Raw genomic sequence first — 24,177 nt, 5'->3', positions numbered from 1 at the left:
AGAAATTATTGAGAGGACTTGGCGCATCGCATTCCAATGTAGGGACTTCTCTTTTCAGGATTTTCTCGCGCCCGATAGGTTGATCGGGCAAAAATCGAACTCACACTCCAAGATCCTCCACGATGCACTTTCATGGTTCCGGAGTCCGCCCCGTTGGGATTATGGATGAGGGTCGGTTGGTTCTCGTATGGTGTATACCAATCGAAGACCCACTCGGATACATTTCCCGCCATGTCATGAATTCCAAATGGACTCACTCCATTCGAGAATGTGCCAACTTCTAACGGGCCGGCTTTTCCCCGATCCAAAGCGGTTTGCATCCATTCACCCCATTTCGCCATCGATGAAAAGTTTTTGCCGGCCCAATAACTTGCCGTATTGGTTCGTTGAGGATCCCATGAGTTCCCCCAAGGATAGGCATAACCTTGAGGTCCCCTGGCGGCGTATTCCCATTCCGCCTCGGTAGGAAGGCGTTTGCCAGCCCAGGTGCAGTAGGCCGTTGCGTCATACCAGGTTACTCCGAGGACCGGATGATCCGGTTTGTGAAATCGTTCATTCTCCCAGAACGCAGGGGCTGCCCGACCTGTCGATTCAAGAAATGCACGATAGTGGTGATAGCTGACCTCATATTGATCAATATAATAGGCTTTAAGGGTAATCTGGCGTTGAGGAATCTCTGCTTGAAAGGCATTGAACTGGACTCCTTCAAAGTCTTTTATGAGACTGGAAATTTGATCCTCAGTGCTTCCCATCCTAAATTCACCGGCGGGAATCAAGATCATGGGGACGTCATCTTTTCCTGATAGGGCGGACTCCACCGCACCAGTTAAATCCTGTTGATGGAGCCGTGCTTCAAGAATGGGTTCCGGTTGAGATGCATTTGGTTGATCGGTTGCCGCTGGTTGTGAGCTAGAGTCATTTTGGAACATATTCTTAAAAAATCCGAAAAACCCTGAATTCTCGTTCGAGGAGGGTTCAATTGCCGGGGGGGATGGGGGAGAAGGCGTAGATGCGGAAATGGTCGCAGGGGTTGGCGAGCTTCCAGAAGAAGGCCCTGCCGGATCATTTCCACCATTCGGGACAATAATTTGTGGTTGCGCAACCTTCGCCTCTAATTCCTTACGTTCACGTTCTGCGGCGATTCGTCGTCGCTCTTCTTCCAAATTAGCCAGGCGCCGCGCTTCCTCGGCCTGCTGGCGTTGATGCTCTTCTGCGGCAAGTCGGGCCTTTTCGGCTTTCAGGGCGGCCTCTTGCTTCAGGCGGGCAACTTGTTCCCGCTCTTCTTCCAGGGCCGCGAGTCGGGCTTGTTCGGCTTTCATGGCGGCCTCTTGCTTGATGCGAGTCTGTTCCTCGGCCACCCGGCGAGCTTCAGCGAGTTGGGTTTGGCGGGTGAGTTCCTGTTTGGCCAAGGCTTCCTTGCGGCGCTGTTCCTCGGCTTCAATTCTGGCCTGTTCCTCGGCCACCCGTCGAGCTTCAGCGAGTTGGATTTGGCGGGTGAGTTCCTGTTTGGCCAAGGCTTCCTTGCGGCGCTGTTCCTCGGCTTCAATTCTGGCCTGTTCCTCGGCCATTCGGCGAGCTTCAGCGAGTTGGATTTGGCGGGTGAGTTCCTGTTTGGCCAAGGCTTCCTTGCGGCGCTGTTCCTCGGCTTCAATTCTGGCCTGTTCCTCGGCCATTCGGCGAGCTTCAGCGAGTTGAGTTTGACGCGTCAGTTCCCGTTCCGCCAAGAGTTGTTTGCGTTTTTGCTCCTCGGCCGCGAGTCGGGCCTTTTCGGCTTCCACTCGTCGCCGCTCTTCTTCGGCTACCATTCGCTGAACTATGGCCAGTTGCGTTTGAAATTCCCGTTCTTGTTGTGCCAAGAGTTGCTTGCGTCGCTCTTCCTCTGCGGCGAGCTTGGCTTGTTGGGCTTTTAAGGCGGCTTGTTGTTGCACTAAGAGGGCTTCTTGTTCCTGGCGGGCCTGTTCCGCGGCGACCCGCCGGCGTTCTTCCTCTGCAGCCAGGCGCTGGGCTTCGGCCAGTTGCGCTAAGGCCAGCTGGCGTTGTTTCTCTTCGGCGGCCACCCGGGCTTGTTGGGCTTTTAACGCGGCTAGCTGTTCCGCTAAGAGGGCTTCTTGTTCCTGGCGGGCCTGTTCCGCAGCGACCCGCCGGCGTTCTTCCTCTGCAGCCAGGCGCTGGGCTTCGGCCAGTTGCGCTAAGGCCAGCTGGCGTTGTTTCTCTTCGGCGGCCACTCGGGCTTGTTCGGCTTTTAAGGCGGCTTGTTGTTCGGCTAAGAGGGCTTCTTGTTCCTGGCGGGCCTGTTCCGCAGCGACCCGCCGGCGTTCTTCCTCCGCAGCCAGGCGCTGGGCTTCGGCCAGTTGCGCCAGACGAGTTTGCTCTTGTTCCGCCAAGACTTGTCTGCGGTGCTCCTCTTCGGCGGCCACCCGGGCTTGTTCGGCTTTTAAGGCGGCTTGTTGTTCGGCTAAGAGGGCTTCTTGTTCCTGGCGGGCCTGTTCCGCGGCGACCCGCCGGCGTTCCTCCTCCGCAGCCAGACGTTGGGCTTCAGCCAGTTGCGCTTGAAGATCCTTCTCCCGCTGCCGTTGCTCCTTTAAAGATTGAAGAGCCTGCAATTCAAATTTTTCCCGCTCTGCCTCAAGCGCGGCAGCTTCTTCTTCTACCGTTTTTTGTTTATCAGCCTGATCGCTCTTTCCAGATGGAACGTTGTTGAAAATATCCAAGGGATTTCCAAAACTCTTTAAGAGCCCGACAATGGTCTCGACGGTTCCAGCTGCCGGATTGCTCTCTTTTCCTTGACGATTGGGGGTGTTGGCGACTTGAGGGTTGGAGGAGGATTTTTCGGGAATAAAGACAAATTCTCCTTTATCCGCAGTCAACCCCCACATTTCCGGTCGTTGCACATGTTTATGGGTGAGAGCAGCCGATTGCACGTGCTCATCGAGAAAGGCGAAGAGTTCGGATGTGGGAATGATCCCATCGCCGTTCAGGTCACCCTTTCCCTTTCCGATGCCTTCCAGAAGATAATAAGTAAACACGCTATGTTTCCACTTCGGTCCGGCTAAGGCTTGTTGCCCGGTTCCTCCTGCGGTAATCAATTGGCGCGCAGGTTCACTGGCAATCATCTTCAGATAATTACTGGTCATGGGGGGGAACGAACGCTGACTGCGACCGGCAATGCCTCCATAACAAATGTCAATGAGAAATAAAACCTGTTTTGCCGGAAGTGATTCGGAAAGTTCACGAAGAAGGTCCACACTGATTGCGGTTTCCGCAAGAAGGCCCGGTTCGGTATCGACGGGCATCATATAGCCAACGGGTTGCTGCTTTTCCTTGCCGGGGGTTTCTCCAATATGGCCCGCAAAAAAGATTAGCACTCGATCATTTTTTTGTACTTGCGTAACAAGGTTGTGGCGCAACTCCTGAAGGATCGCTTGTTTGGTGGCTTGAGTGTTGTAGAGTGATGTGACTGTAAATCCTTGACGTCCCAGCATGCGTGCCACCGATTTCGCATCATCGACCGCATAGGCCAGGCCGGCGAGATTCAGATATTTATCAATTCCTATGATGACGGCCCAGGATTTTCCCTGGGACTCGGCTATATATTGGGCAGGAACTTTTCCGTTCACGGTATTACTGGAGGTATCTGCGTGGGCCTGGTTAGGAAAGAACAACGCGGTCAAACTGCATAACAAGAAAGAGAGCAGCAAGACCCCGGGAGAGTGAAAGGATCCTTTTGTCTGGATGGGGTGATGTAGAATGCAATCGGACACCGTACACGTGCTCCTGTGGCCTATATCAATTTTACTCATGAAAATTCTCGGAAGAAAATAAGCCAGGGCCATTTTCTTAATTCATCGGCATTTCGTCTTTGACCTTTTTTTTTCGTTTGGTTAGGTCCTATATGTACGGCAACGATTGAACGAACGTGTATTAAACATGGTGTTGATCCCGGACGGCGTGTTTGTGAGACCAGTTTACTGGGTCTTGCCTTGGAGATGCCATTGTTGGCCTTGCATACGACTTGAAGATAAAGAGACGGTCCTTCTTGAAGCCTGTCGGTCCATTTTCCTATTTTGGGGGCCTATGCCTGAGTGGGGTGTAGGTGCAGGCGATCCCTCTGGAAAATATGGATTGACTTCATGAGAAAGAGTTTATAGGATCGCCTGGTTTTCTTCGTCATCAGCATCACGTTTTTGAATATGATTCCATCTGATAGCCACTAAAGCTGAAGAAGGGCGTGATTAACACCATTTTTCGGACCTGTGGTGTTGAGCGTACCATCCCCCAAACCCATAGTTAAAGTCGAGAATTGCGCTTGGACCATCGCGCCAAACTCGGTGTGTGTAAATTTTTGGGAAATCTTTTTTGTTTATTCCAATTACATGAGGAAAAATAATGACTTATTGGCTCATGCAGAACCTGGTATGTAGGCGAATTCAGCGATTGGCCTGTTTCCTTGTGTTGGCACTGCTCGTCAGCAGTCAATCTGTCACCCAAGCCAAAGATTTAAAGAATGTGATTCCTGATCTTTATGGGGGAAATGGGTTTCAAACAGATCCTAGATTTGCAGGCAATCGGTCGAATGATTTTGGCAATGCGGTGTTCAATTCATTTAATGAACTAACCAATGGCATTGGGGCTCAAACGGGGCAGTTCGCAGTGAACTCTACCGTGGCGGCGTATCGGTTTGATGTTGAGCGGGGAGTTCCTGTTGAAGTCACCAAAAGTCTCGGTCCACTCTTTGCGGAACGAGCCGACACGCTTGGGAAAGGGCGATTTGATTTCCAGGTCGTTTGGTCTAACGCCAATTACAAAAAATATAATGGCCAAAAGCTGTCTTCTCTCAGTGAAGATGTCTCTCCCACCGCCGGGCCGGGAACTCCGGCGGGTTCCCCAGGGTTAGATGAGCTATTACAAATTAACCTGGATGTCAAAGTGATTACCAATTTTGTGGGATTTTTCGGCACATATGGCATCACGGATAATTGGGACATCAATCTTCTTGTTCCTCTCATTAATAACAAGATCAAGGCAAAGGCGAAGGCGACCATGCTTGATGCAAACGGGGTCCCTTGTACGCAAGGGGGTAATTGCAGTGGTATATACGTGATCGATGGGACGGCACCCGGTACGGGGGACCCTTCAAGAGACAGTTCTTCTGCGGATAAAACCGGGATCGGAGACGTTCTTCTTCGAACCAAATATAACTTTCTGAAAAATCATGAGATTTTACCTGATTTGGGAGTACGCGGAGGCGTTTCTTTTCCCACGGGAAACGAGGATAACTTCATGGGAGTTGGAGAATTCAGATTTGAGGGATTGGCTGTGGCTTCTAAATATTACTCATCCCCGATCGGCATGATTGGTCCTCATGTGAATACGGGCTTCGTGCTCGTCAACAACAAATCAGAACTAAATCTTTTTACCTATGTAGCAGGATTTGATATTGCCCCTATTCCGGTCTTTGCTTTCTCTCTCGACCTCCTGGGCCGTCACGAATTGGACGATAAGGATAACAGTGGAAAGGACATCGTCGATTTGGCTCCCGGCCTAAAATGGGCCCCACTTCCCAACACTCTGGTTCAGGCAGCCGTCCAGCTTCCGCTCAATAAAAATGAAGGGCTCCGTCCGGATGCGGTCTGGACGTTAGGCGTTGGAGCAACGTTCTAAAGAATTAAATCGCCACACTTTGCTGCTGCTGTCCTTTTGAGGCATGTTATGGGAAAAAGGAAGAGGACAGAGGGAAAAGGCAATTGGAAGGTGGCTATACTACGTGACGTCCTGCGCGAGGCGAAATCCAATTTGGATGCTCCGCGAGTCGGCGCTGTACCCATTACGAAACGAAGAACGCAAAGACATTGGAGCGTTAGTCCAGCCACCACCTCGCCTCACCCGTGTGCCGCACATTCCGTCATTCGCCTCTAGCCAAGCCGACCCATTTGTCGGGGCATGCTGATAATCGTCGTGCCAGCAATCCTGGACCCACTCCCAAACATTCCCGCTCAGGTCATGAAGGCCGAGGCCGTTGGGTTGTTGGGTTCCAACCGGTTGAGTTCTTCCATTGCTGTTTGTGTTGAACCAGGCATATGCCGAAAGCTGTTCCTGTTCTGAGGTTCCCGCCCAAATTTCGCCTTTTCCCATATTTCTGGCTGCATATTCCCACTCAGACTCTGTGGGAAGTCGATAGCGATGACCGGTTTCCTGGGATAACCACCTTGCATAGTCCACGGCATCTTTCCAGGAGACATTGATGACCGGATGCTTTTCGCGTCCCCATCCCTCATCTCCCGGAAGCGGCCGACCCGTCGATATGGCGAACCGGTCATATTCTTCGAAGGTGACCTCAAATCGCCCCAGAGCAAATTTTTTGATGTGGACCTCTCGTAACGGGAGTTCGCTTGACGTACTCTCTTCCCAGCTATCTCCCTGTTGAAATGTCCCGGCAGGTATTGAAACCATTTCGGGATCCAGATGGATGCTCACTACCGGAGCGACGACTCTTAGGATGGCCATTTTAAAAGCCTTATTCTCCCCTGCCAACCAAGTGCCAAACCCACCCAATAGAATAATAATGACCCCCATGAGCCCTGCTCGTTTTATCCATCGTTTCTGTCGCTGTGCAAGTTGATACTGTTTTTTCAGCATGGACACGGTTTCTGCATGTGAAGTTTCCGCCGAAATCAGGCTGGGTGTTCGCGTCTTAGAGGATGGCTTGCCAGGGACCGATTGTCGTCTGAGGCTTTCAGACTTTGTGTGATCAGCCAAGGGTGTGGTGGAAGATTTTTCCGCGGGCAGGGTTGTTTGCTTATCGTCGTTCATTGGGTGCGCGATCTGAGCATACACATGCAATGAGAGATGGGTAGCCTATTGTGAATATTCCTCATTATTCTGTGACTGTTCGTCCTGTTAAAGGATAGGGCCTTTCTCCCATCATGACGGAATGAGTCCTTTAACATTTGCTTGCGAGACCCACCTATCGTCATGTCAAGTTATTTTAACAGATAACTCCCTGAACAAAAGCAATTTTTCTGAATGTAAAAATTCAAGAAGAATGTCAGAAGGGCTGGTGGGGTGAATTTGGACAATCGGATGAATACGTAAATTTGTGAAGGATAAATAGGCCTTGTATCATGACGTTCAAAACCCATTATGTGAGAGATGATTCCTGTGTACGAGAATGCTTTAAAAAAATAAATTCGGGGTGAAGACGGCTGGAAGGGTTGGAGAGGACGAATTGAATTGATAAAAACCGTCCGTGAGGGCTTTCTTGAGAGTTTTAGGTTTGGGTTCTGCCGAAACTGCGCATTTCCAGGTGTTGTATGGAGCTGGCGAGAGGAATCGAACCTCCGACCTGCGGTTTACAAAACCGCTGCTCTACCGATTGAGCTACGCCAGCTTAAGCTATTGGTGCGATGGTTCTGCCAAAACGTGTCCACCAATCTGCGGTCACCTTTTCTTTTTTCAGTTTCCCGGCCCATACTTCGATAGCAGAGTTTCCCGACCACCTATGCTCTTTACCCATGCTGCATTGAAGTGAGTCATTGGTTTACAAGAGACCTGAATCAGGGTGTCTTTATACCAGCTTAATGGGGTTTCAGACAAATGCCATTGTATTAATCCACGTATCCAGAGAAAGAGCTTTCAGTCATATGGGAAAACGATGGAGTTTATCATTTCAGGAGGGGCCTGGTGAAGACCTACCGTGTAAGGATCCATTACCGGCATACATAAAAACCGGAGGGTTCTTATGCCTCGACGGTGTGGTATTTTTGGGCACAATATTCTTAAATGCACGAGGATACTAATGGTGCACTGCGGCGTATTTAATAATGTTGAGTCCGAAAAATTTTCTGAGAAAATTTTTGGTACACTAAGATCCGATTCAACCTGTTTGCGGGAGGTATCCCCACACAATCGCCTGCCACTGAATCTCAAACCATTCGAGAGGTAGGACCATCCGTGTTGATGCCCTCGATCAAATCCTTCTCTGCTATTGAGCAACCACTAAGAAAAGTCTTGTAGTTATTGTGAAGTTCCACTATCATCGTTTTCGCAATGAAAGAGAAAATATGAAACACTAAAAAAGAGTGTGGTGTGCCGGATCCCCCTCCTTCAACCTACCATTATTGTATTTCTTCAGATGCAGCCAGCTTTATAGGCTGGAGCTTTTCCCATCGGCATTTTCCCAAAAACCGCCCCCCCCCAATTTGGATCACCCTGTAGAGCCAGGTAATGTCATTCACTACTCATCAGATTCATTTTTTCATCATATATACATTTATTCAAATAGAAAATCTGATGAGACTAGAAAATAATTTTTGGAATATAGGATGGACTCGGTACTGCGCCAGGGGATTAACCACAGACAGGATGACTGTGCGATGTCCACGGTTATAGGCCTATGGTCAGGATCGACTTTGTCTAAGGAGATAATATGTCGAGCCTACAAATATTTATTATATCGTGTATGTTGGGGCTGGTTTCCAGTGTTCATGCCAAGGAACTGGTGCCCATCTTACCAATTGACAATCCTAGTGATGCTCGGACCCATGGTTTGGAAGATTTAAGAAAAGCTAAAAGGGATATTCGCGGACCAAACTTGAATGAGTTTTTGAATCCAGGTTCTGCCGCCCGAAAAGCCCTGTTGCAACTTGGCAAAATCGCCTTCTGGGATCAACAATTTGGATCCGGGGGAAGAGCCGGAGAGCCCGGTCAAGCTTGTGCCAGTTGCCATTTCCATGCTGGAGCGGATTCTCGGAGTCGCAATGCCGTTAATCCGAACCTTACGAGAGTTCGGGATATGAATGAGGGCGAAATAATTGGTTTTCACAATGCTGCAGGTGATCCCGACACCACATTTCAAACCCGGCAACCTAATCAGACCTTGAGATTTTCTGACTTTCCGTTCGTTCGAGTTCTCAATGACGTGACGAATCCGGCTAATAGCAATGATGTGGCTTCCTCCCAAGGTGTGCTCCGCTCGGAATTTCGGCGGGCAATACCTGCCAATCCCCATGATCAATGCAGGGACTTCGATGATCCGGTATTCCAGGCTGGCAATGGTGGAAAGGTGAGGCGAGTCGAACCAAGGCATACCCCAACGGTGGTGAATGCCTTCCTCACGTCTTTTTTCTCGTTTTGGGATGGTCGCGCCAATTCATTCTTTAATGGGAATAATCCGTTTGGGGTGCAGGATCCCTCAGCCAGGATCTTGGAATTTAACGGTAGGGGCATTATCAAAAAACGAATAGATATTCCGTTCTCCAGCTTGGCTAGTCAGGCGGCCGGTCCACCATTATCAGATTTTGAGATGTCGTGTGGAGTGCCCGAAATGGAGAACGCACGTAGTTGGCCTGAGGTGGGGAAAAGGTTATTCCGGAAACGGAATGGTGAGTTCCTGGTTCCTTTGGGACAGCAGGTTGTGGCTCTTGACGATAGCGTGCTCTCAGATATCTCCAACTTTCCCAACCCTGGAGTCCGCAAAACCTACCAGGATCTAATTCGAGAAGCATTTAAGGAGAAATTCTGGCGTGCTCCCGGATTCAGAGTGATCTATACCGACGCCGACGTTCAAATCATTCAGCCGGCTCGCCCCTTGGTCCGGCTCGCTCCAGCTGGGGTGCCTGCTGTCGGAAGGGAAACGGAAGATGAGGAAGGGGTCAATGAAGTGACACCTGACACGGAGAATGAAGAACCACTTACGAGGGAACCTCGAAGTCAGCGGTTCAGACTCATCGAGGCGAATGCTTCACTGTTTCTTCCTTTGGCTATCCAGGCCTATGAACAAACATTGATTTCTGACGACACGTGGTTCGATCGTTGGATGCGCACGGGAACATTCAATGAAGGGTTCGGGGAGCCGGAGCTTCGCGGCCTGAATGTATTTGTTGATAAAGGGCGATGCATAAATTGCCACGGTGGACCTGAATTCACCAATGCCTCCGTGCGCAATGCGCAGGCAAAGAATAATGGTCTGCCAAATAACCTGATCGAACCCATGATCATGGGTGACAATAAACATGCCATCTATGACAACGGGTTTTACAACATTGGCGTCACACCGACGTTCCAAGATATCAGTCGGGGTGGCAAAGGTCCGTTGGGAACTCCCTTGTCCTCTTCCCGTCAACGATTATTTCAGGAGCAGGGTATTATGAAAATTCCTTTTCGTATTCTTGGGGGCGATAGAATTCCAGCTGTCAGCGAGGACGGAGAAAGTGTATGCGAGACTCGAAACCGGAATGGAATCTGTGATTTTAGAGAACCCCTGCTCCCATCCTTCCAAAGAGTCGCGGTTGATGGGGCGTTTAAAACTCCGGGACTGCGAATGGTTGATTTGACTGGGCCTTACTTTCATAATGGTGCGGCAGCCACGCTCAAGCAAGTCGTGGAGTTCTATGATAATGGAGGAAATTTTTGCCAACCCAACTTGCGTGATCTTGATCCGGATATTCAATCCTTGGAATTAACCGATCCAGAAAAACGGCAACTCGTGAGATTTTTAGTTTCCCTTAACGATGAAACGGTTGTCTATGAACAGAAACCGTTTGATCATCCCAGTTTAACTATTGCCGATAATGGTCGGAGAAATGGCGACGTAATCGAGATTCCGGCTGTTGGATCAGGGGGACGAAGCCCATTAGGTTTATCACCTCTTGGATCGTTCTTGGGTATAAATCAACAAAATGTAGGAAACGCACCTGTCGACGCCGTGTGTTCTCCTAATGTGCGGAAGTAAGTAACAGACGGCAGACAACCGAATGCTGAAGTATTTGTTTTAAATTTCAGTAAAGAGGATTGTGTCGAATGTCTGGGCTTAAAACGAGTCGATTTTGAGCCGAGAAAAGGCGCTTTCTGCCATATGTCGTAAGGCGTAACGTGGAGGGGATGATCCCTCCACGTCACGTGAGGGTACATTTAGCCTTTCAGAAATATAAAGACTAATCCGCTACGAAAATGCCAATTCACCGCTTAAACGAACTGATTTTGGACGTTAGCCAAGGGCTTGGGGTAACGATCAAGCAAGGGGGGAGTGTTGCTCAAACGGTATTTGAAACAGTCTATATTACGTCATATGGAGTATCACTTTGCGAACCCCACTCTGTGAGGCTTTTTCCATGGCCCGAACGCCATCCAGCAGTGCATAGCGAGCATGGATAAGGGGGTCGACCCGGATGTAGTTCGATTCTAATAGGCGGATGGCCGGAGGGAAAGGGCCGCAACGAGATCCAATTAAGGATATTTCCTGAATGACCAAAGCCGCCATATTTAAAGACAGGTTTCCATGATACGTGGATTTGAGCACAAGTGTACCTCTGGGTCGAATTAGTTGCATGGCCGTGGAAAACCCTCCTGGGCTTCCGGTGGCTTCCACAATGATATCTGCGCCTGGAGAAATATCAGCCGGGTGCGAGGTCACCTTGATGCCCATGTGGGTGAGCCAGGTGTCCTGGTCCGAATGACGGCCCAATAGGGTCACGGCACATCCTGAAAGCCCAAGAATTTGTGCGCACAGTATTCCCAACTTGCCATCTCCGATGACGACCACCCGATCTGTTGGCTTGATCGAGATTAATTGGGGAATTTCACAGGCGGCGGCTAAGGGTTCAATAAAGACGGCCTGATCATCGGAAATGGAGTCAGGCACGACAAAAAGATTTTCAACTGGCAGAGTAAGATAATCCGCAAAGGCCCCATCCCGACCCTGGATGCCTAATGTGGTGCGATGAGGGCAATGCGTGGGATGGCCGTTGGCACAGGTTTCACAAGTGCGACAGGCGGCATTGATCTCTCCGACGACCCGCTTTCCAATCAATTCTTTATCGGGGGCCTCATCGACTATCCCAACAAATTCATGCCCCAAGACACCTTGAAAGGCCATATAGCCTTTGAGTAGCTGAATATCGGTCGAGCAGATTCCAGCTTGGATTACCCTGATCCTGGCTTCCCCATGTGGACGCGGGGGAAGGGGTAGGTCGGTTTGAAGGTGAAGCTTCTGATGAAGAACAAGCCCCCGCATATGCCTCCTTTTTAAAATACCTTAGGGAATGGCCTGATAGCACCATAGCAAAAAATACGGTCAATCTTCAGCAATTTCTATGAATATTCAATAAATCAAATCTTCACGGTAAATGTATCTTTAGCCCCTGGGTGTTGTGAAACCTCTCCCATCTTGTCAGGAAAGGTTTTGAGACTTTAGTCGATAACGTGAACGTGTACAGACGAATGTGAGTAGCCTCTCGAATCAAAGGAGAAGTCATGATGATTGCCGGTATGGCCTCTGCTCTTTCTGGAATTCAAGCTGGGGGAAGAATGCTCGGCGTCGGCGCGCACAATATTGCCAATGCCCAAACAGAAAGTTTTAAACGAATCCGTGCTCTTCCAGAAGAATCGTCAGCTGGTGGTGGAGTGAGGGTTACGTTGCAAATGGATGAACGCCCCGGTTCTCAATATCTCTCTAGTGGTAATTTGTTCAGTCTTCGCGAAGGATCTAATGTGGATCTCGGCGAAGAAATTATTTCCAATCTGCAAGCGGTGAATCTCACAGGAGCCAACATGGCTAGCATGAGAATTCAGGGGAAAGTATTGGGCTCCCTCTTGGATATTACCGAGTAATGCCTCCTGCCTTAATGTAATCTTTCTTCATTCGATCCCAACTTCCTTGCTCCGTCTAATATTCCTGCAGTATTTTCATGGGCTTTACGCTTGTGAGAATGACGCAGTGTTCAGTCCTTCTCAATACAAACAGCCGGTTCTGAAGAAGTTTATGTCTTCCAGGAGCGTCTTTTCTTTTTAAGATACGGACGTCTTGACAAAATGAATGATGCTCTGTTGGTCACTCGCCCTTACGGATGCAGTAAAAAACTAGGGATTTGACTTTGAACGTGGGAAAACAATTATTGTAGAATCAAACGGTTATACGAAGTGAGGCGATTTGTCTTGGGGAATTTCTTGAGAACGCCCAGGGTTGTGAGATAGAAATTTTCCTATTCACTCCGTTTCTATTACATTTTTTGAACAGGAGATCGGGATGATGCACATGTCACGGTTGTTTGCTGGCACTGCCAGGCCGTTTCGAATTGCCCCCCCATGGGGTTTCCTTGTCCTATTTGTAGGATTGGGAATGGTCGGTGGATTTTTTGGAAATGGGTGGTTGGTCCCCGCTCAAACGCAAGCGGCTATACCCGGAGCGTTCATTGAAGGTTTCTCAGAAATTGTTGAAAAAGTAGGTCCGGCGGTTGTCAATGTGGCCGTGACTGGTGGGGGTGGACCATCTAGAGGCTTACCCCCGGGACCTTTTGGTGGGCCTCCCGGCGGAGGACCCCCTGGCGGTGGACCTCCCGGTGGTGGTCCCGGTGGACCTCCAGGTATGAGTGCCGGGTCCGGAGTGATTATTGATTCTCGCGGATATATTCTGACAAATAACCACGTCGTGGAAGATGCGAGTGATATCAAGGTGTCTTTTCATGATGGACGAGAGATGTCAGCAACGGTTGTCGGGACTGATCCGAAGACCGACCTGGCAGTCATTAAAGTCAAACTTGAAAATGGCCCGCTTCCTTCAGTGGCCTGGGGAGAATATGAATCCCTTCGAGTTGGAGATGTGGTGTTAGCCCTCGGGAGTCCCTTCGGATTACGCAATACCGTGTCGTTGGGAATTATCAGTGCCCTCGGCCGTGGTAGTGTCGGTATCACCGAATATGAAGACTTCATTCAAACGGATGCCGCGATTAACCCGGGAAATTCCGGTGGAGCCCTGGTGAATATGAAAGGGGAGCTTATCGGAATCAATACGGCCATCTTTTCCAGAACGGGTGGTTCCGAAGGCGTGGGATTTGCGATCGCAGTCAGTATTGCCAAGGATATCGCCGCAAGCCTGATCGAAACAGGGAAGGTGGTTAGAGGATGGATGGGAGTGGCCATTCAGGAATTAACGCCGGCCTTAGCGCAATCATTCCAATTACCTGAAGGTCGACAGGGTGGGGTATTGATTAGTGAAGTACATGAAGATGGCCCTTCCGCAAAGGCCGGACTTCAACGGGGTGATGTAATCCTTGAATATGGAGGTGAAGCCGTCAAGGATGTCAACCATCTTCGTAATATCGTTGCCCGGACAAAGGTTGGAAAGAAAAAAGAAATTAAAGTGTTACGCGAGGGCAAAGAGACCCTGCTGACCTTGGAACTGGGGGAACGGCCATCCGATCAAGCACTGGCAAAAACTGGGCCGGTAGAAGAAGAGAAAGCTCCGGCTATGGCCAAACTGGATAACGTATTGTCGGGAATGACCGTCGCCCCAATTAGTGGGGAAAGCCGGAGTGAATTCAATATTCCTGAACAAATCAAAGGTGTGGTCGTCTCAAAAGTTGAATCAGGCAGCGCCGTTGAGGCTGCGGGTATTCAGGTTGGTGACGTCATTCAAGAAGTGAGTCGCCAAAGTGTGAAAACGATTGACGACTTCAAGCAGGTTGCGTCCAAAATTGCCAAAGATGAGTTAGCCGTTTTATTGGTCAACCGGCGCGGCAATAATCTGTTTATCGCAGTGAATCCTCAATAAGGGATAGGTACTGAGGGGGGCGACTCTGAGCCCCCCTCGGATTTTGTGGCGCAGGACTTACATGGCTAAACAAAGCAAAATTGGTTCCTGGTTTGAAGAGAAAGTCTTTAAGCCATTGGAAGACAAAAAAATGCCCGTCATGGAGCATTTGCATGAGTTCCAATGGCGACTTACCCGTGCGGTCATTGTTATGGCCTGTGTTTTTGTCGGGACATTTTTTTATGCGGATACGCTGGTGTCCTGGCTACGGATCCCTCTGCAAAATTATTTCATTTTAGATTCATGGGAATGGATGCCATCGGATTTGCCAAAAATTCCCTTTGTTTTTCTCTCCCCGGCTGAAGCCTTATGGCAAAATGTGAAAGTGGCCGGATTATGTGCAGTTGTTTTGTCGACTCCTCACTGGTTGTGGGAAATCTGGCAATTTGTTCTTCCAGGATTACATGCCCAGGAACGACGGTTCGTCGGACCTTTTACCGCCATTAGCACAGTGGCTTTTTATTTGGGATTGACCTTCTGCTTTTTTGTCGTATTGCCCTTCGCGTTGCATTTTTTGATTTCCTATGGGTTGGCTTCGGGATTTATTGCACAAATTTCTATTGCCAATTATGTGGGTTTTATTCTGTGGTTCATGTTGGTCTTTGGACTGATTTTTGAAGTTCCCCTCGCGTTGACCTTGATGGCGAAATTAGGATGGGTGGATGCTCCTGTATTACGAAAATACCGGAAATGGGCCTTTCTGGGATCCTTTCTCTTCGCGGCTATTCTTACGCCCACGCCTGATCCATTCAATCAATGTATTATGGCCATTCCGATGTATTTCTTTTATGAAGTGGGTATTATCAGCGCCCAAGTCTTTGGCAAGAAGAAAACTCCAGAGAGTGAGGACGCTGGGACATCCGCTCCGGTCTCTGGCCCGCCGGCAGTTCGGCGTCCTCCATTAGCCCCACAGCCAGTGGGAGCCGGGTCTGGTGGGGATGAGGAATATGTCGACGTTCCGGATTCAGGTCCGCGGTAATATGAAAACCAGCAGAGGCATGTGATGATACGGGTGGCTGTGGTGTTAATCAGCAGCAAAATACAGTCAGGCCAAAAACCTGATGAGAATCGGAAACCATTGGAAAGGATCTTGACGAACCACCAATTAACCCTTTTATCCTATGATGTCGTGGCGGATGATCGTCAGGCCATTTCCCGCCAATTGGACGCAATCTGTGAGACGACCGCCCCTCATATCATTTTGACTCTTGGGGGAACGGGTGTGCGGCCAACCGATTGGGCGCCAGAGGCAACCAGGGACGTGATTGAAAAAGAGATTCCCGGTATTGGAGAAGCCATGAGGGCTGAAAGTCTTAAAAAAGTCAGAACTGCCATGCTTTCACGCGGAACGGCTGGAATTAAGGGGACCACACTGATTCTGAATTTGCCCGGAAGCATAAACGGCGTGCAGGAAAATTTAAATATCGTTCTACCGCTGTTAGAGCATATGGTGGAGAAAATGGGAAGTATGGCCACGTCATGACACATGTGTGGCCGAATTTATATTATCCAAACTATCATCGTAGTGGACGTATGTGGAGGGATTCATGGCAACTGAACTGAATATGATTCAACCATCCTCGAGTTCGGGTGGGGATGTCTGTACCTATATGTGGGCGTGTGCCATTTGTGATGAAACCGAAACCTGCCAAAAGGACCGCGAAGGACATAGCCGCTGGCTGGTCGGAAAGCGCATGGAGCGCATTGATTACAAAATATTGGTCATGAGCAATAAGGGCGGGGTGGGAAAAAGCACGATGACCACCAATCTTGCCATTAGTTTGGCCCTCAAAGGCTATGAAGTGGGAATATGCGACATGGATATTCATGGCCCCAATATTCCCAAAATGGTGGGAGCCGAAGGCCAAAAACTCAAAATCAGTACAGGCGGCGGAATTATCCCGCATCAAGCCTATAATCTGAAGATCGCCTCCATGTCATTTCTTTTACAAAATTCGGATGATCCCATTATCTGGCGGGATGCGTATAAGTTTGAATTCATCAATCAATTGTTAGGTGGAGTGGAATGGCAAGATCTTAATTTTCTGCTGATTGACCTGCCGCCCGGGACCGGGAATGAATCGGTAACGACGATTGATCTGATCGGTGATGTCACGGGTTGCGTCATTGTGTCCACTCCACAGGAAGTGGCCCTGTTAGATTCCCGAAAGTCGGTCACCTTCGCGAGGGATAGTGAGCTTCCCATCATTGGGATTGTGGAAAACATGAGCGGGTTAGATTGCCCCCATTGCCACCAATCCATTGAGTTGTTTAGAAAGGGTGGGGGTGAAGCCTCGGCCGCAGACATGGGCGTTCCCTTCCTTGGGCGTGTGCCACTGGATCCGGAAATGGTTCTCCAATGTGATCGTGGCGAGCCCTATGCGTTGTTTCATTCGGATCTTCCCACGGCTGACGCCATCCACGGCATTGCGAACAAAGTCGAGGAGTTCTGTAAAAAGAAAGACTCGCTGGTGAAGGTGTCGGCCAGGCCGGCTCCATTCAAAAAGGCCTGACAGGTCGCCGAGAGCGGGTTGCGCTGTGTTCTCCGATCCATCTGACTATTTGTTTGGAAGGGAGGGGATGGCTGGATATTCAAGGATTGAATGTGTATTGGCGGCCGTAATGAAATGAACAAACATATATGTTGTGTGCTCCTGGCGGGACTCTGAGTAGGGTGTCGCTGTCTTCAGAGAACCACTTCAACCTTCCGCATGATTAGGCAAGACACATGGATCAGCTTACTTCCTTAACTTCTGCCCAACAAACTGTCCTGGATGCGGCACATCCCTTGGGCTGTGAAAAAATCGGGCTCCTTGATTCCCTCGGGAGGATTTTGGGAGAAGACATTCTCGCCCCACGATCCAATCCTCCATGGGACAATTCGGCGATGGATGGCTTTGCGGTACGGTGGGCCGACATTAAGCAGGACTATGCCATCACTCGCATTCCCGAATTACACATTGTGGAAGATGTCGCGGCAGGGGCCGTGGCCACGAAAGCCGTTGGTCCAGGGGAAGCGATTCGGATCATGACCGGAGCCCCCATGCCGGCCGGAGCAGATACCGTTGTGCGGGTGGAATACACGGAGCCTTCAGGGACGAAGGTTCGTATCATGAAGATTGAAGCCGGTCAGGGTTCCAACATCAGACCAAAAGGGGAAGATGTTACAGAAGGAGAGTGCATCATTCCGAAAGGGACGCAACTGCGTTCCGGGGAGATCGGCATGTTGGCCATTCTGGCCAAATCTTTTGTCCTTGTGTCGCAGCGTCCTCGAGTGGCCATTCTTTCTACAGGGGATGAGTTGGCGGATCTGGATGAATCATTTAATGAGCATAAAATCGTCAATTCCAACAGCTATGGTATTGCGGCTGCGGTTCAGGAGTCGGGCGGAATCCCTGTCCTCTTGGGAATTGCCAAAGACAACCCTGATTCCTTAAAAGACAAAATCCGACAGGGGCTCACCTGTGATATTTTGGTCTTATCGGGGGGAGTCTCTATGGGAGATTATGATTTTACCAAGCCGGTGTTTGCCGAACTCGGGGCAGACATGAATTTCTGGAAATTAGCGATTCGCCCCGGACAGCCGGTAGCCTTTGGGAAAATCCAAGGGAAGTTGGCGTTTGGCTTGCCGGGGAATCCCGTTTCTTCGATGGTGACCTTTGACCAACTCGTGCGACCGGCCATGTTAAAAATGGGCGGCCATCGAAAGTGGGAACGGCCCGTTGTGAAGGCCCTTTTCCAGGAAACGTTCTCCAAACATACGGACCGGCGGCATTTCCTCCGCGGCATTCTTCAACAGGAAAACGGCGTCCTCACGGTCAGGACAACTGGGGGTCAGGGGTCCGGCATCCTCACCTCAATGGTGAAAGCGAATGGATTCATTGATGTACCGGAAGAGGTCGAATCTCTAAAGCCGGGCGATTTGGTGAACGTCCAATTATTATCACGGAATTTTTAAAAGACATACGATAAATTTTTCATCGGTCACGCTGTCTATTTGGCATAATTCGACCTCATAGAAGGGAGTACAGGCTTCATCATGACACCTCCCATTTTGGGTTTTGTTGGCCGCTCCAACAGTGGCAAAACGACCTTGATTGAACGGCTCATTCCGGAGCTGACTCACGCGGGTTATCGAGTGGCCACGATCAAGCATGCCGGGCACGGGTTCGATCTGGATACTGAAGGCAAAGACAGTTGGCGCCACAAACGCGCAGGGGCCAGTACGGTCATTGTCTTATCAAAGGGGAGCCTGGCCATGTTTGCGGATGTTCCGGAAGAACTTCCTGTCGACCAAGTCCGTGACCGATTCATCAATGGAGAAATCGATTTAATTATTGCCGAAGGCTGGAAAAGCCAGGGGTTTCCGAAAGTAATCGTCGTGCGCGAGCAGCTACAGGAAGTGGATGTCTCGTTAGATGGTTTATTGGCGGTGGCTTCTATGAAACGCATTGAATGCTCGGCTCCCTGGTTTGATCGGGATGACGTCCAAGGGCTGGCGCAACTGATCATGAAAAAGTTTCCCCTTCAAAGGGATTCGTAACGTTCATGGGAAAAGGTTTGACCCTCATTGCGGCCACACTCCTGGTGCTGGCCTTAGGAGGGGCCGCGGCTATCCCGCTGACCAATCAGCCTACCTTCTGTGCGAGTTGTCATACCATCAGACCCTCCTACGATTCCTGGATACAATCCAGTCATAAAGATGTCACTTGCGTCGATTGCCACGTGCGTCCAGGCGTCTCCGGGTTTATTCAGGATAAAGTCTTGGCCGGAATTGAAGACGTTGCGATCACATTTTTCGGAACCCCGACCGAATCGCATAATCTTGAATCCCATGTGTCTTCTTCTGTGTGTATCAGTTGTCATCGAGCCATCTTGCGGGTGACGGAAGTCTCTGTGCGGGATTTGCCCGCTCCGGTCAAAGATGTCGGGCTGATCATGAATCATCGGGAACACATGGAGGCCTTTGAGAAACGCGGTAAAGGGGAGGGGTGTACGACCTGCCACGGGCGGGTCGTGCATGGAGCGCCAATTAAAACGTATCCTATTGTGATTCCGCGGGGGCATGTCAAACTCGATGATCAACCACATGAGCCGGCTCATCCAAAAGACTCGGTTCTCTGGAAAGCGAACATGGCCGATTGTCTTCGTTGTCATGATGGGGAACAACGTTACGAGGGTGAGGTGCTGAGCAAGCGCTGTGAAACCTGTCACCTGCCCGATAAAATCGGTGGGTTTTTGTTTTAATGCCTGCCTCAGATTCCATGAATTCCCCTGTCGTTGCAGTTCGAAACCTCACCAAGCGGTTTCAGGGCTTTACAGCCGTCGATAATATTTCTTTCGACATCAAAAAAGGTGAAATCCTCGGGCTCCTTGGGCCGAATGGCGCCGGCAAAACCACCACCATCCATATGTTGTTAGGGCTGATCACGCCGACGGTCGGCACCATTCACATGTTTGGACTGGATCTGGCCACACACCGGGAAACCATTCTGAAGCAGGTGAATTTTTCCTCCACATACATTTCCATGCCGTTTTCCTTAACGGTAGAGGAAAATCTCAAGGTCATCGCGAGGCTCTATGAACTCAAGCATATCCAGCAGCGCATTGATGATATTGTCAAAAAGTTGGAGATGGAGGACATTCGGCACCGACTGACGAGAAAACTCTCTTCCGGTCAAATGTCGAGGCTCACCCTCGCCAAAGCCATTATGACCGAACCCAAGGTGCTGTTTCTTGATGAACCCACCGCCAGTTTGGATCCTGATATCGTCAATAAAATTAAATCGTTTCTGAAAGAATACCAACGCTCGGAAGGCTTGAGTATTCTCTATACCTCACACAACATGCGGGAGATGGAGGAGATGTCCGATCGCATCATCTTCCTGCAACGGGGCAAAATTGTGGCGGAAGGTACCGCCACCGAAATCATTCAACGCTACGCTCAACGGGATCTGGAAGAGGTCTTTTTGAAACTGGCGAGAGAACAAAACGGGCCATGAGTCTCGGGCGTATCCTGGCATTATTATCGCGTCATATGTATCTCTACAAGCGAAGCTTTGCCCGGTTGCTGGAGATTTTTTATTGGCCGTTTCTAGATCTCGTGGTGTGGGGATTTATCACGATTTATTTGGAAAAAGTTGGGATGTCGCTGCATGGCGCCCTCTCATTTTTTCTTGGGGCGCTGATCCTCTGGGATGTGTTGTTTCGTGCGCAGCAGGGCATTGCGGTCTCATTTTTGGAAGAAATGTGGGCTCGAAATCTGATGAACCTGTTTGCCAGTCCGTTAACGGTCGGAGAATATCTCGTTGCCACCATGACCATGAGTGTGCTGAAGGTCACTGCCGTGGGCGGGTTGATGATGCTTTTCGCCTGGGTCTTTTATTCATACGACATTCTCCAGATGGGCCTTTCCTTGCTCCCGTTTGTTCTCAATCTGGTAGTATCCGGCTGGATCATTGGCGTGCTCACCACCTCAATCATTATGCGCTTTGGGCAGCAGGCCGAAGTGCTAGCCTGGGGTATGGTCTTCCTTTTCCAACCCATCTCCTGTGTGTTTTACCCGATTGAAGTCCTTCCTCCTGTCCTGCAATCCATTGCCTGGATGGTTCCTCCTGCGCATATTTTTGAAGGAATGCGTGCGGTCCTCACCACAGGAAATGTGCCGGTGACTCATTTGCTTTGGGCCACGGGCCTCAATTTTGGTTTTCTTGTGATCATCGTGGCATGGTTCTACCACACCTTTAATATCTGTAAAGATCGCGGCATGCTGGTTCGCGTTGGGGAATAGGTTCTTGGATGAGACCAATCGTTGTCATCATTTTCCCCTGTGAAACCTCTTGGAATCAAAGTTGAGAGGCCTCAATACGTGATCGTCGTTAGCGCAAATAATTAAAACTTTCCAGAAGTAAATTTTTACAGTTTGAATTAAGAATTTTCTTTCGAGTGAATAGCAAGGTTTAATGTAAATTTTGATTTTAAAAGAAGGGAAAGTCGGTTCGATAGTCAGGGAGTTGTGGGGATCAAGCGAAGGGATCTGAACCGAATGGTGAGGTTAACCGGCTCCTCAAGGGTATCAGCGCATGGATTGGGGACCATGAATTTTCGGAGTCATACTCATGCCTTCCTGTCTGGGATTTCCATTTTGATCGGTAGTCCAATAGGATCTTCCCAAACCCTTCGGATCCCGATCGAAGCTCTGCCCCTTGCCGTCTTGGTCTACCATTTCCTCCCCTAACTGGCCTTCCTCCACAAATCGCGTACGAAAGACATTCGGCAAGTGCTGAGTATTGTCCGGTTGACCAGTATTCTCCCGTTCGAATTCCTTAATTAGACTGAGACCTTGTGTGGTAAGTTTCCATGCCTCAAAGTCACGTCGACATTGCTCCAGATCTAATTCGCACCAGACGAAATGCTTATCGTCCAGTGTGCTGAGATAGAGGTCCACCTGTTCATCAACGTTGTTATTGGGCGAATGCTGCGAAGCGCAGGCACCAAGGAGTAAACAGAAACCTACAACCCCGAGGGTACAATTATTTCGCATATCCACCTCCGATAGCTCACCCTATCGGTTGGATCCGAATATCCTATATACGCAATATGCACGAACTTCATCTTAAGCAAGTTGTGTAAAAATCGGAAAGTTTAGAGGTGAACCGTTTTCGTTTTTCACCTTTTTTGACGATCTAAACGGATTTATTTGGACTTCCCCCTGTTTCCTGGACAGGGTTGTTAAGAGTTTGGAATTGCTTCGTTTCAACAGAGCAAATGATAACCTCACTCAAAAACTATGGTTTTTTGGTTTTGATTTTCTGGGCTGAAATGACGGATGCAACAATTGGCATCCCCGGCTGCCGGGTCGTTGACTCAAACTCCCTAACTATGCGATTTTCCTATCGTGCGCCCGTAGCTCAGTTGGATAGAGCACCGGCCTTCTAAGCCGGGGGTCGCAGGTTCGATTCCTGCCGGGCGCACCAATTAAATCAACAACTTGTGTCTCTTTCTCCTGTCCTTCATCCGACCCATCCCAGTTTTACTCCCAGTCCCTAGTCCCAAATTCGCTAAACTCCCCTTCTCCATTGCGTCCTGAATGTGGCTAGGAGCTAGGTGCGCATACCGCAGAGTGGTTTGGATATTGCGATGTCCCAGCACTTCCTTGACGGTCACACCCGCCATGACTAACCGGGAGGCGGTGGTGTGTCGTAGCCTGTGCCAAGAGGCATCCTGAATACCGGCCTTCTTCAGGACTGTTTCAAAGGCCCGACGAAAAAAGGCTCGGCTAGCCGATTGTAAAAGTGAATGGCCGTTCGACGGTTCAATCCGACAAAATCTGCAGCCGTGCGAGCAGACAGCCCTGCCACAAAGTGTTCAAGGAGCCGATTCGACTGATAATGCCTGAGTTTCAAGAACTTTAATCCCACAGACTGAGCATAGAAAATACACGTTTCCTACGCCAGCTCCTAACACAATTTACCTCGGTGGACTTTTGGAGCCATTTGATCCCGAAGAGATGGAAGCCCCTCCCGTTAGTACTCTGGTCAAAACAATCCCAGGTACGACTCCCCCAACTGCATTTGAGGGCTTGCAGATTGATTCACAGTCTAAAAAATCCGTTTTTGAGAATTCGAATTCTCTCGGTGAAACTGGTTAGATGTAAACAGACAGGCTCGCACACACCTGTCGCTCCATTGTTAAAGAGTAAATAGGCGGAAGAGGCTGGGCAATGTCCCGGCCTTTTTCGTTGATGCTATCCGTTTCTGCGTATTCCTTCACATCTCTTATCTTGCAGTAATAATGACCGAAGAGAGAATCGGCTGCTCATGCAAAGGGCGAGTGATGAAAGCCGAATTCCAAGTCTCGCTGACAGGGAGTTTGCCGTGTGATCCTGACCCACAATACTCAAGTGCCTCCGTTGATAATGGATGAAGTATAGCCATCAAGGTTTGGCAAGGAGACATCATGAAGGCAATCATGGTTTTGGCCATTTTGGTGGGGTTTTTCGTCGAGTGTTCTTCAGCATATTCAAATGTCGATCCAGCAACCAACGACATCTGGGTTAGCATCTCCTTTCAACGGGGCCCAGAAAATGATAATCCCGCTGGGTTGCTTGCGAAATCCGTTTTTGATGACGTGACAAGTGATCTCGTGCGGGACGGGTGGCTTGAGTTGCGCCAGGTACATTGGCAGGCAAATGGTCGTTTGGTCCCCCTGCGCGTTGCTGGCGCACCATGGGGATATGGTGACAGCTATATTTTCCGCATCGAGTCTATCAATCGGATCATTCCCCTTTCAGCTGAGGCCATTGCGCATATCGAACAGGGCGACTTGCCCGAACCATACGGAACGATGCATTCTACGGCTGCAGAGCCGATGGATTCACTAGATATAATTGCAGGTATTCTGTTAGTGGTTTTCTCCATTTGGGCAACTTGGTATTTATATTGGGATGTGAAGCGCCGTTGGTCGAAACCGGAGGAATGAGGGAATGCCCGTGTTCTTTTCTTTGGATAAATATTATTTGGAGTACCTCTTGGGATTATTGTGTTTTTAAGTTTATTGGTGAATAGGGAATGATGTCAGATTTTCGGATTTGG

At 49.6% G+C, this 24,177-nt stretch carries 18 protein-coding genes and 2 tRNA genes; 14 read left to right on the top strand and 6 right to left on the bottom strand.

Annotated features, from left to right (window positions below; all coding sequences use genetic code 11):
* Positions 1-5: 5 nt before the first annotated feature.
* Positions 6-3,761, bottom strand: a complete 3,756-nt coding sequence (locus PP769_RS15110) for an SUMF1/EgtB/PvdO family nonheme iron enzyme (RefSeq protein WP_312641604.1) — start codon at positions 3,759-3,761, stop codon at positions 6-8.
* Positions 3,762-4,386: 625 nt separating this feature from the next.
* Here PP769_RS15110 and PP769_RS15105 point away from each other — a divergent pair.
* On the top strand, positions 4,387-5,661 hold the full coding sequence (locus PP769_RS15105) for a transporter (protein ID WP_312641602.1): 1,275 nt from the start codon (positions 4,387-4,389) through the stop codon (positions 5,659-5,661).
* 99 nt (positions 5,662-5,760) lie between these two features.
* Here PP769_RS15105 and PP769_RS15100 read toward each other — a convergent pair whose 3' ends face one another.
* Together PP769_RS15100 and PP769_RS15095 are read right to left on the bottom strand one after the other, a co-directional pair.
* Complete coding sequence (locus PP769_RS15100; protein WP_312641600.1) at positions 5,761-6,636, bottom strand: formylglycine-generating enzyme family protein; 876 nt, start codon at positions 6,634-6,636, stop codon at positions 5,761-5,763.
* A gap of 675 nt (positions 6,637-7,311) precedes the next feature.
* Positions 7,312-7,387 (bottom strand) — tRNA-Thr (locus tag PP769_RS15095).
* Between the two features lie 1,038 nt (positions 7,388-8,425).
* Between PP769_RS15095 and PP769_RS15090 the strand changes: the two genes are divergently transcribed.
* Positions 8,426-10,729 (top strand): cytochrome-c peroxidase, encoded by a 2,304-nt coding sequence (locus PP769_RS15090; RefSeq protein ID WP_312641598.1) that lies wholly within the window; start codon positions 8,426-8,428, stop codon positions 10,727-10,729.
* Between the two features lie 327 nt (positions 10,730-11,056).
* On the opposite strand, the gene PP769_RS15085 is transcribed toward PP769_RS15090, so the two are convergent.
* Positions 11,057-12,010, bottom strand: coding sequence for an MDR/zinc-dependent alcohol dehydrogenase-like family protein (locus PP769_RS15085; RefSeq protein WP_312641596.1), 954 nt, complete (start codon positions 12,008-12,010; stop codon positions 11,057-11,059).
* A gap of 239 nt (positions 12,011-12,249) precedes the next feature.
* On the opposite strand from PP769_RS15085, the gene PP769_RS15080 reads away from it, so the two are divergent.
* The 10 genes from PP769_RS15080 (at position 12,250) to PP769_RS15035 (ending at position 21,374) form a co-directional block, all read left to right on the top strand.
* Positions 12,250-12,606: a hypothetical protein gene (locus PP769_RS15080; RefSeq protein WP_312641594.1), complete on the top strand. Its 357-nt coding sequence runs from the start codon at positions 12,250-12,252 to the stop codon at positions 12,604-12,606.
* Positions 12,607-13,030: 424 nt separating this feature from the next.
* On the top strand, positions 13,031-14,545 hold the full coding sequence (locus PP769_RS15075) for a Do family serine endopeptidase (RefSeq protein ID WP_312641592.1): 1,515 nt from the start codon (positions 13,031-13,033) through the stop codon (positions 14,543-14,545).
* A gap of 61 nt (positions 14,546-14,606) precedes the next feature.
* Positions 14,607-15,563: a twin-arginine translocase subunit TatC gene (gene tatC, locus PP769_RS15070; RefSeq protein ID WP_312641590.1), complete on the top strand. Its 957-nt coding sequence runs from the start codon at positions 14,607-14,609 to the stop codon at positions 15,561-15,563.
* Positions 15,564-15,587: 24 nt separating this feature from the next.
* Positions 15,588-16,067, top strand: a complete 480-nt coding sequence (locus PP769_RS15065) for a MogA/MoaB family molybdenum cofactor biosynthesis protein (protein ID WP_312647057.1) — start codon at positions 15,588-15,590, stop codon at positions 16,065-16,067.
* A gap of 64 nt (positions 16,068-16,131) precedes the next feature.
* Positions 16,132-17,097, top strand: a complete 966-nt coding sequence (locus tag PP769_RS15060; protein ID WP_312641588.1) for an Mrp/NBP35 family ATP-binding protein — start codon at positions 16,132-16,134, stop codon at positions 17,095-17,097.
* Positions 17,098-17,312: 215 nt separating this feature from the next.
* Positions 17,313-18,542, top strand: a complete 1,230-nt coding sequence (locus PP769_RS15055; protein WP_312641586.1) for a molybdopterin molybdotransferase MoeA — start codon at positions 17,313-17,315, stop codon at positions 18,540-18,542.
* Between the two features lie 81 nt (positions 18,543-18,623).
* The gene (gene mobB, locus PP769_RS15050) at positions 18,624-19,127 is read left to right on the top strand and encodes a molybdopterin-guanine dinucleotide biosynthesis protein B (protein ID WP_312641584.1); all 504 of its coding nucleotides are present in this window, start codon (positions 18,624-18,626) and stop codon (positions 19,125-19,127) included.
* Positions 19,128-19,132: 5 nt separating this feature from the next.
* Positions 19,133-19,831, top strand: coding sequence for a cytochrome c3 family protein (locus tag PP769_RS15045; RefSeq protein ID WP_312641582.1), 699 nt, complete (start codon positions 19,133-19,135; stop codon positions 19,829-19,831).
* A 17-nt stretch (positions 19,832-19,848) separates the two neighbouring features.
* On the top strand, positions 19,849-20,586 hold the full coding sequence (locus tag PP769_RS15040) for an ABC transporter ATP-binding protein (protein WP_312641580.1): 738 nt from the start codon (positions 19,849-19,851) through the stop codon (positions 20,584-20,586).
* Entirely contained in the window at positions 20,583-21,374 is a 792-nt protein-coding gene (locus tag PP769_RS15035) for an ABC transporter permease (RefSeq protein ID WP_312641578.1), read from the top strand. The genes PP769_RS15040 and PP769_RS15035 overlap by 4 nt, the downstream gene beginning before the upstream one ends.
* Before the next feature lie 285 nt (positions 21,375-21,659).
* On the opposite strand, the gene PP769_RS15030 is transcribed toward PP769_RS15035, so the two are convergent.
* Entirely contained in the window at positions 21,660-22,127 is a 468-nt protein-coding gene (locus PP769_RS15030; RefSeq protein WP_312641576.1) for a hypothetical protein, read from the bottom strand.
* A gap of 356 nt (positions 22,128-22,483) precedes the next feature.
* Between PP769_RS15030 and PP769_RS15025 the strand changes: the two genes are divergently transcribed.
* Positions 22,484-22,560, top strand: a tRNA-Arg gene (locus PP769_RS15025).
* A gap of 1 nt (position 22,561) precedes the next feature.
* On the opposite strand, the gene PP769_RS19805 is transcribed toward PP769_RS15025, so the two are convergent.
* Positions 22,562-22,903, bottom strand: coding sequence for a tyrosine-type recombinase/integrase (locus PP769_RS19805; protein ID WP_376753451.1), 342 nt, complete (start codon positions 22,901-22,903; stop codon positions 22,562-22,564).
* A gap of 639 nt (positions 22,904-23,542) precedes the next feature.
* Between PP769_RS19805 and PP769_RS15020 the strand changes: the two genes are divergently transcribed.
* Positions 23,543-24,064, top strand: coding sequence for a hypothetical protein (locus tag PP769_RS15020; protein WP_312641574.1), 522 nt, complete (start codon positions 23,543-23,545; stop codon positions 24,062-24,064).
* Positions 24,065-24,177: the final 113 nt, after the last annotated feature.

The organism is Candidatus Nitrospira allomarina, from assembly GCF_032050975.1.
Lineage (GTDB): Bacteria > Nitrospirota > Nitrospiria > Nitrospirales > UBA8639 > Nitrospira_E > Nitrospira_E allomarina.
This window is presented reverse-complemented; position numbering and strand designations above follow the sequence as displayed.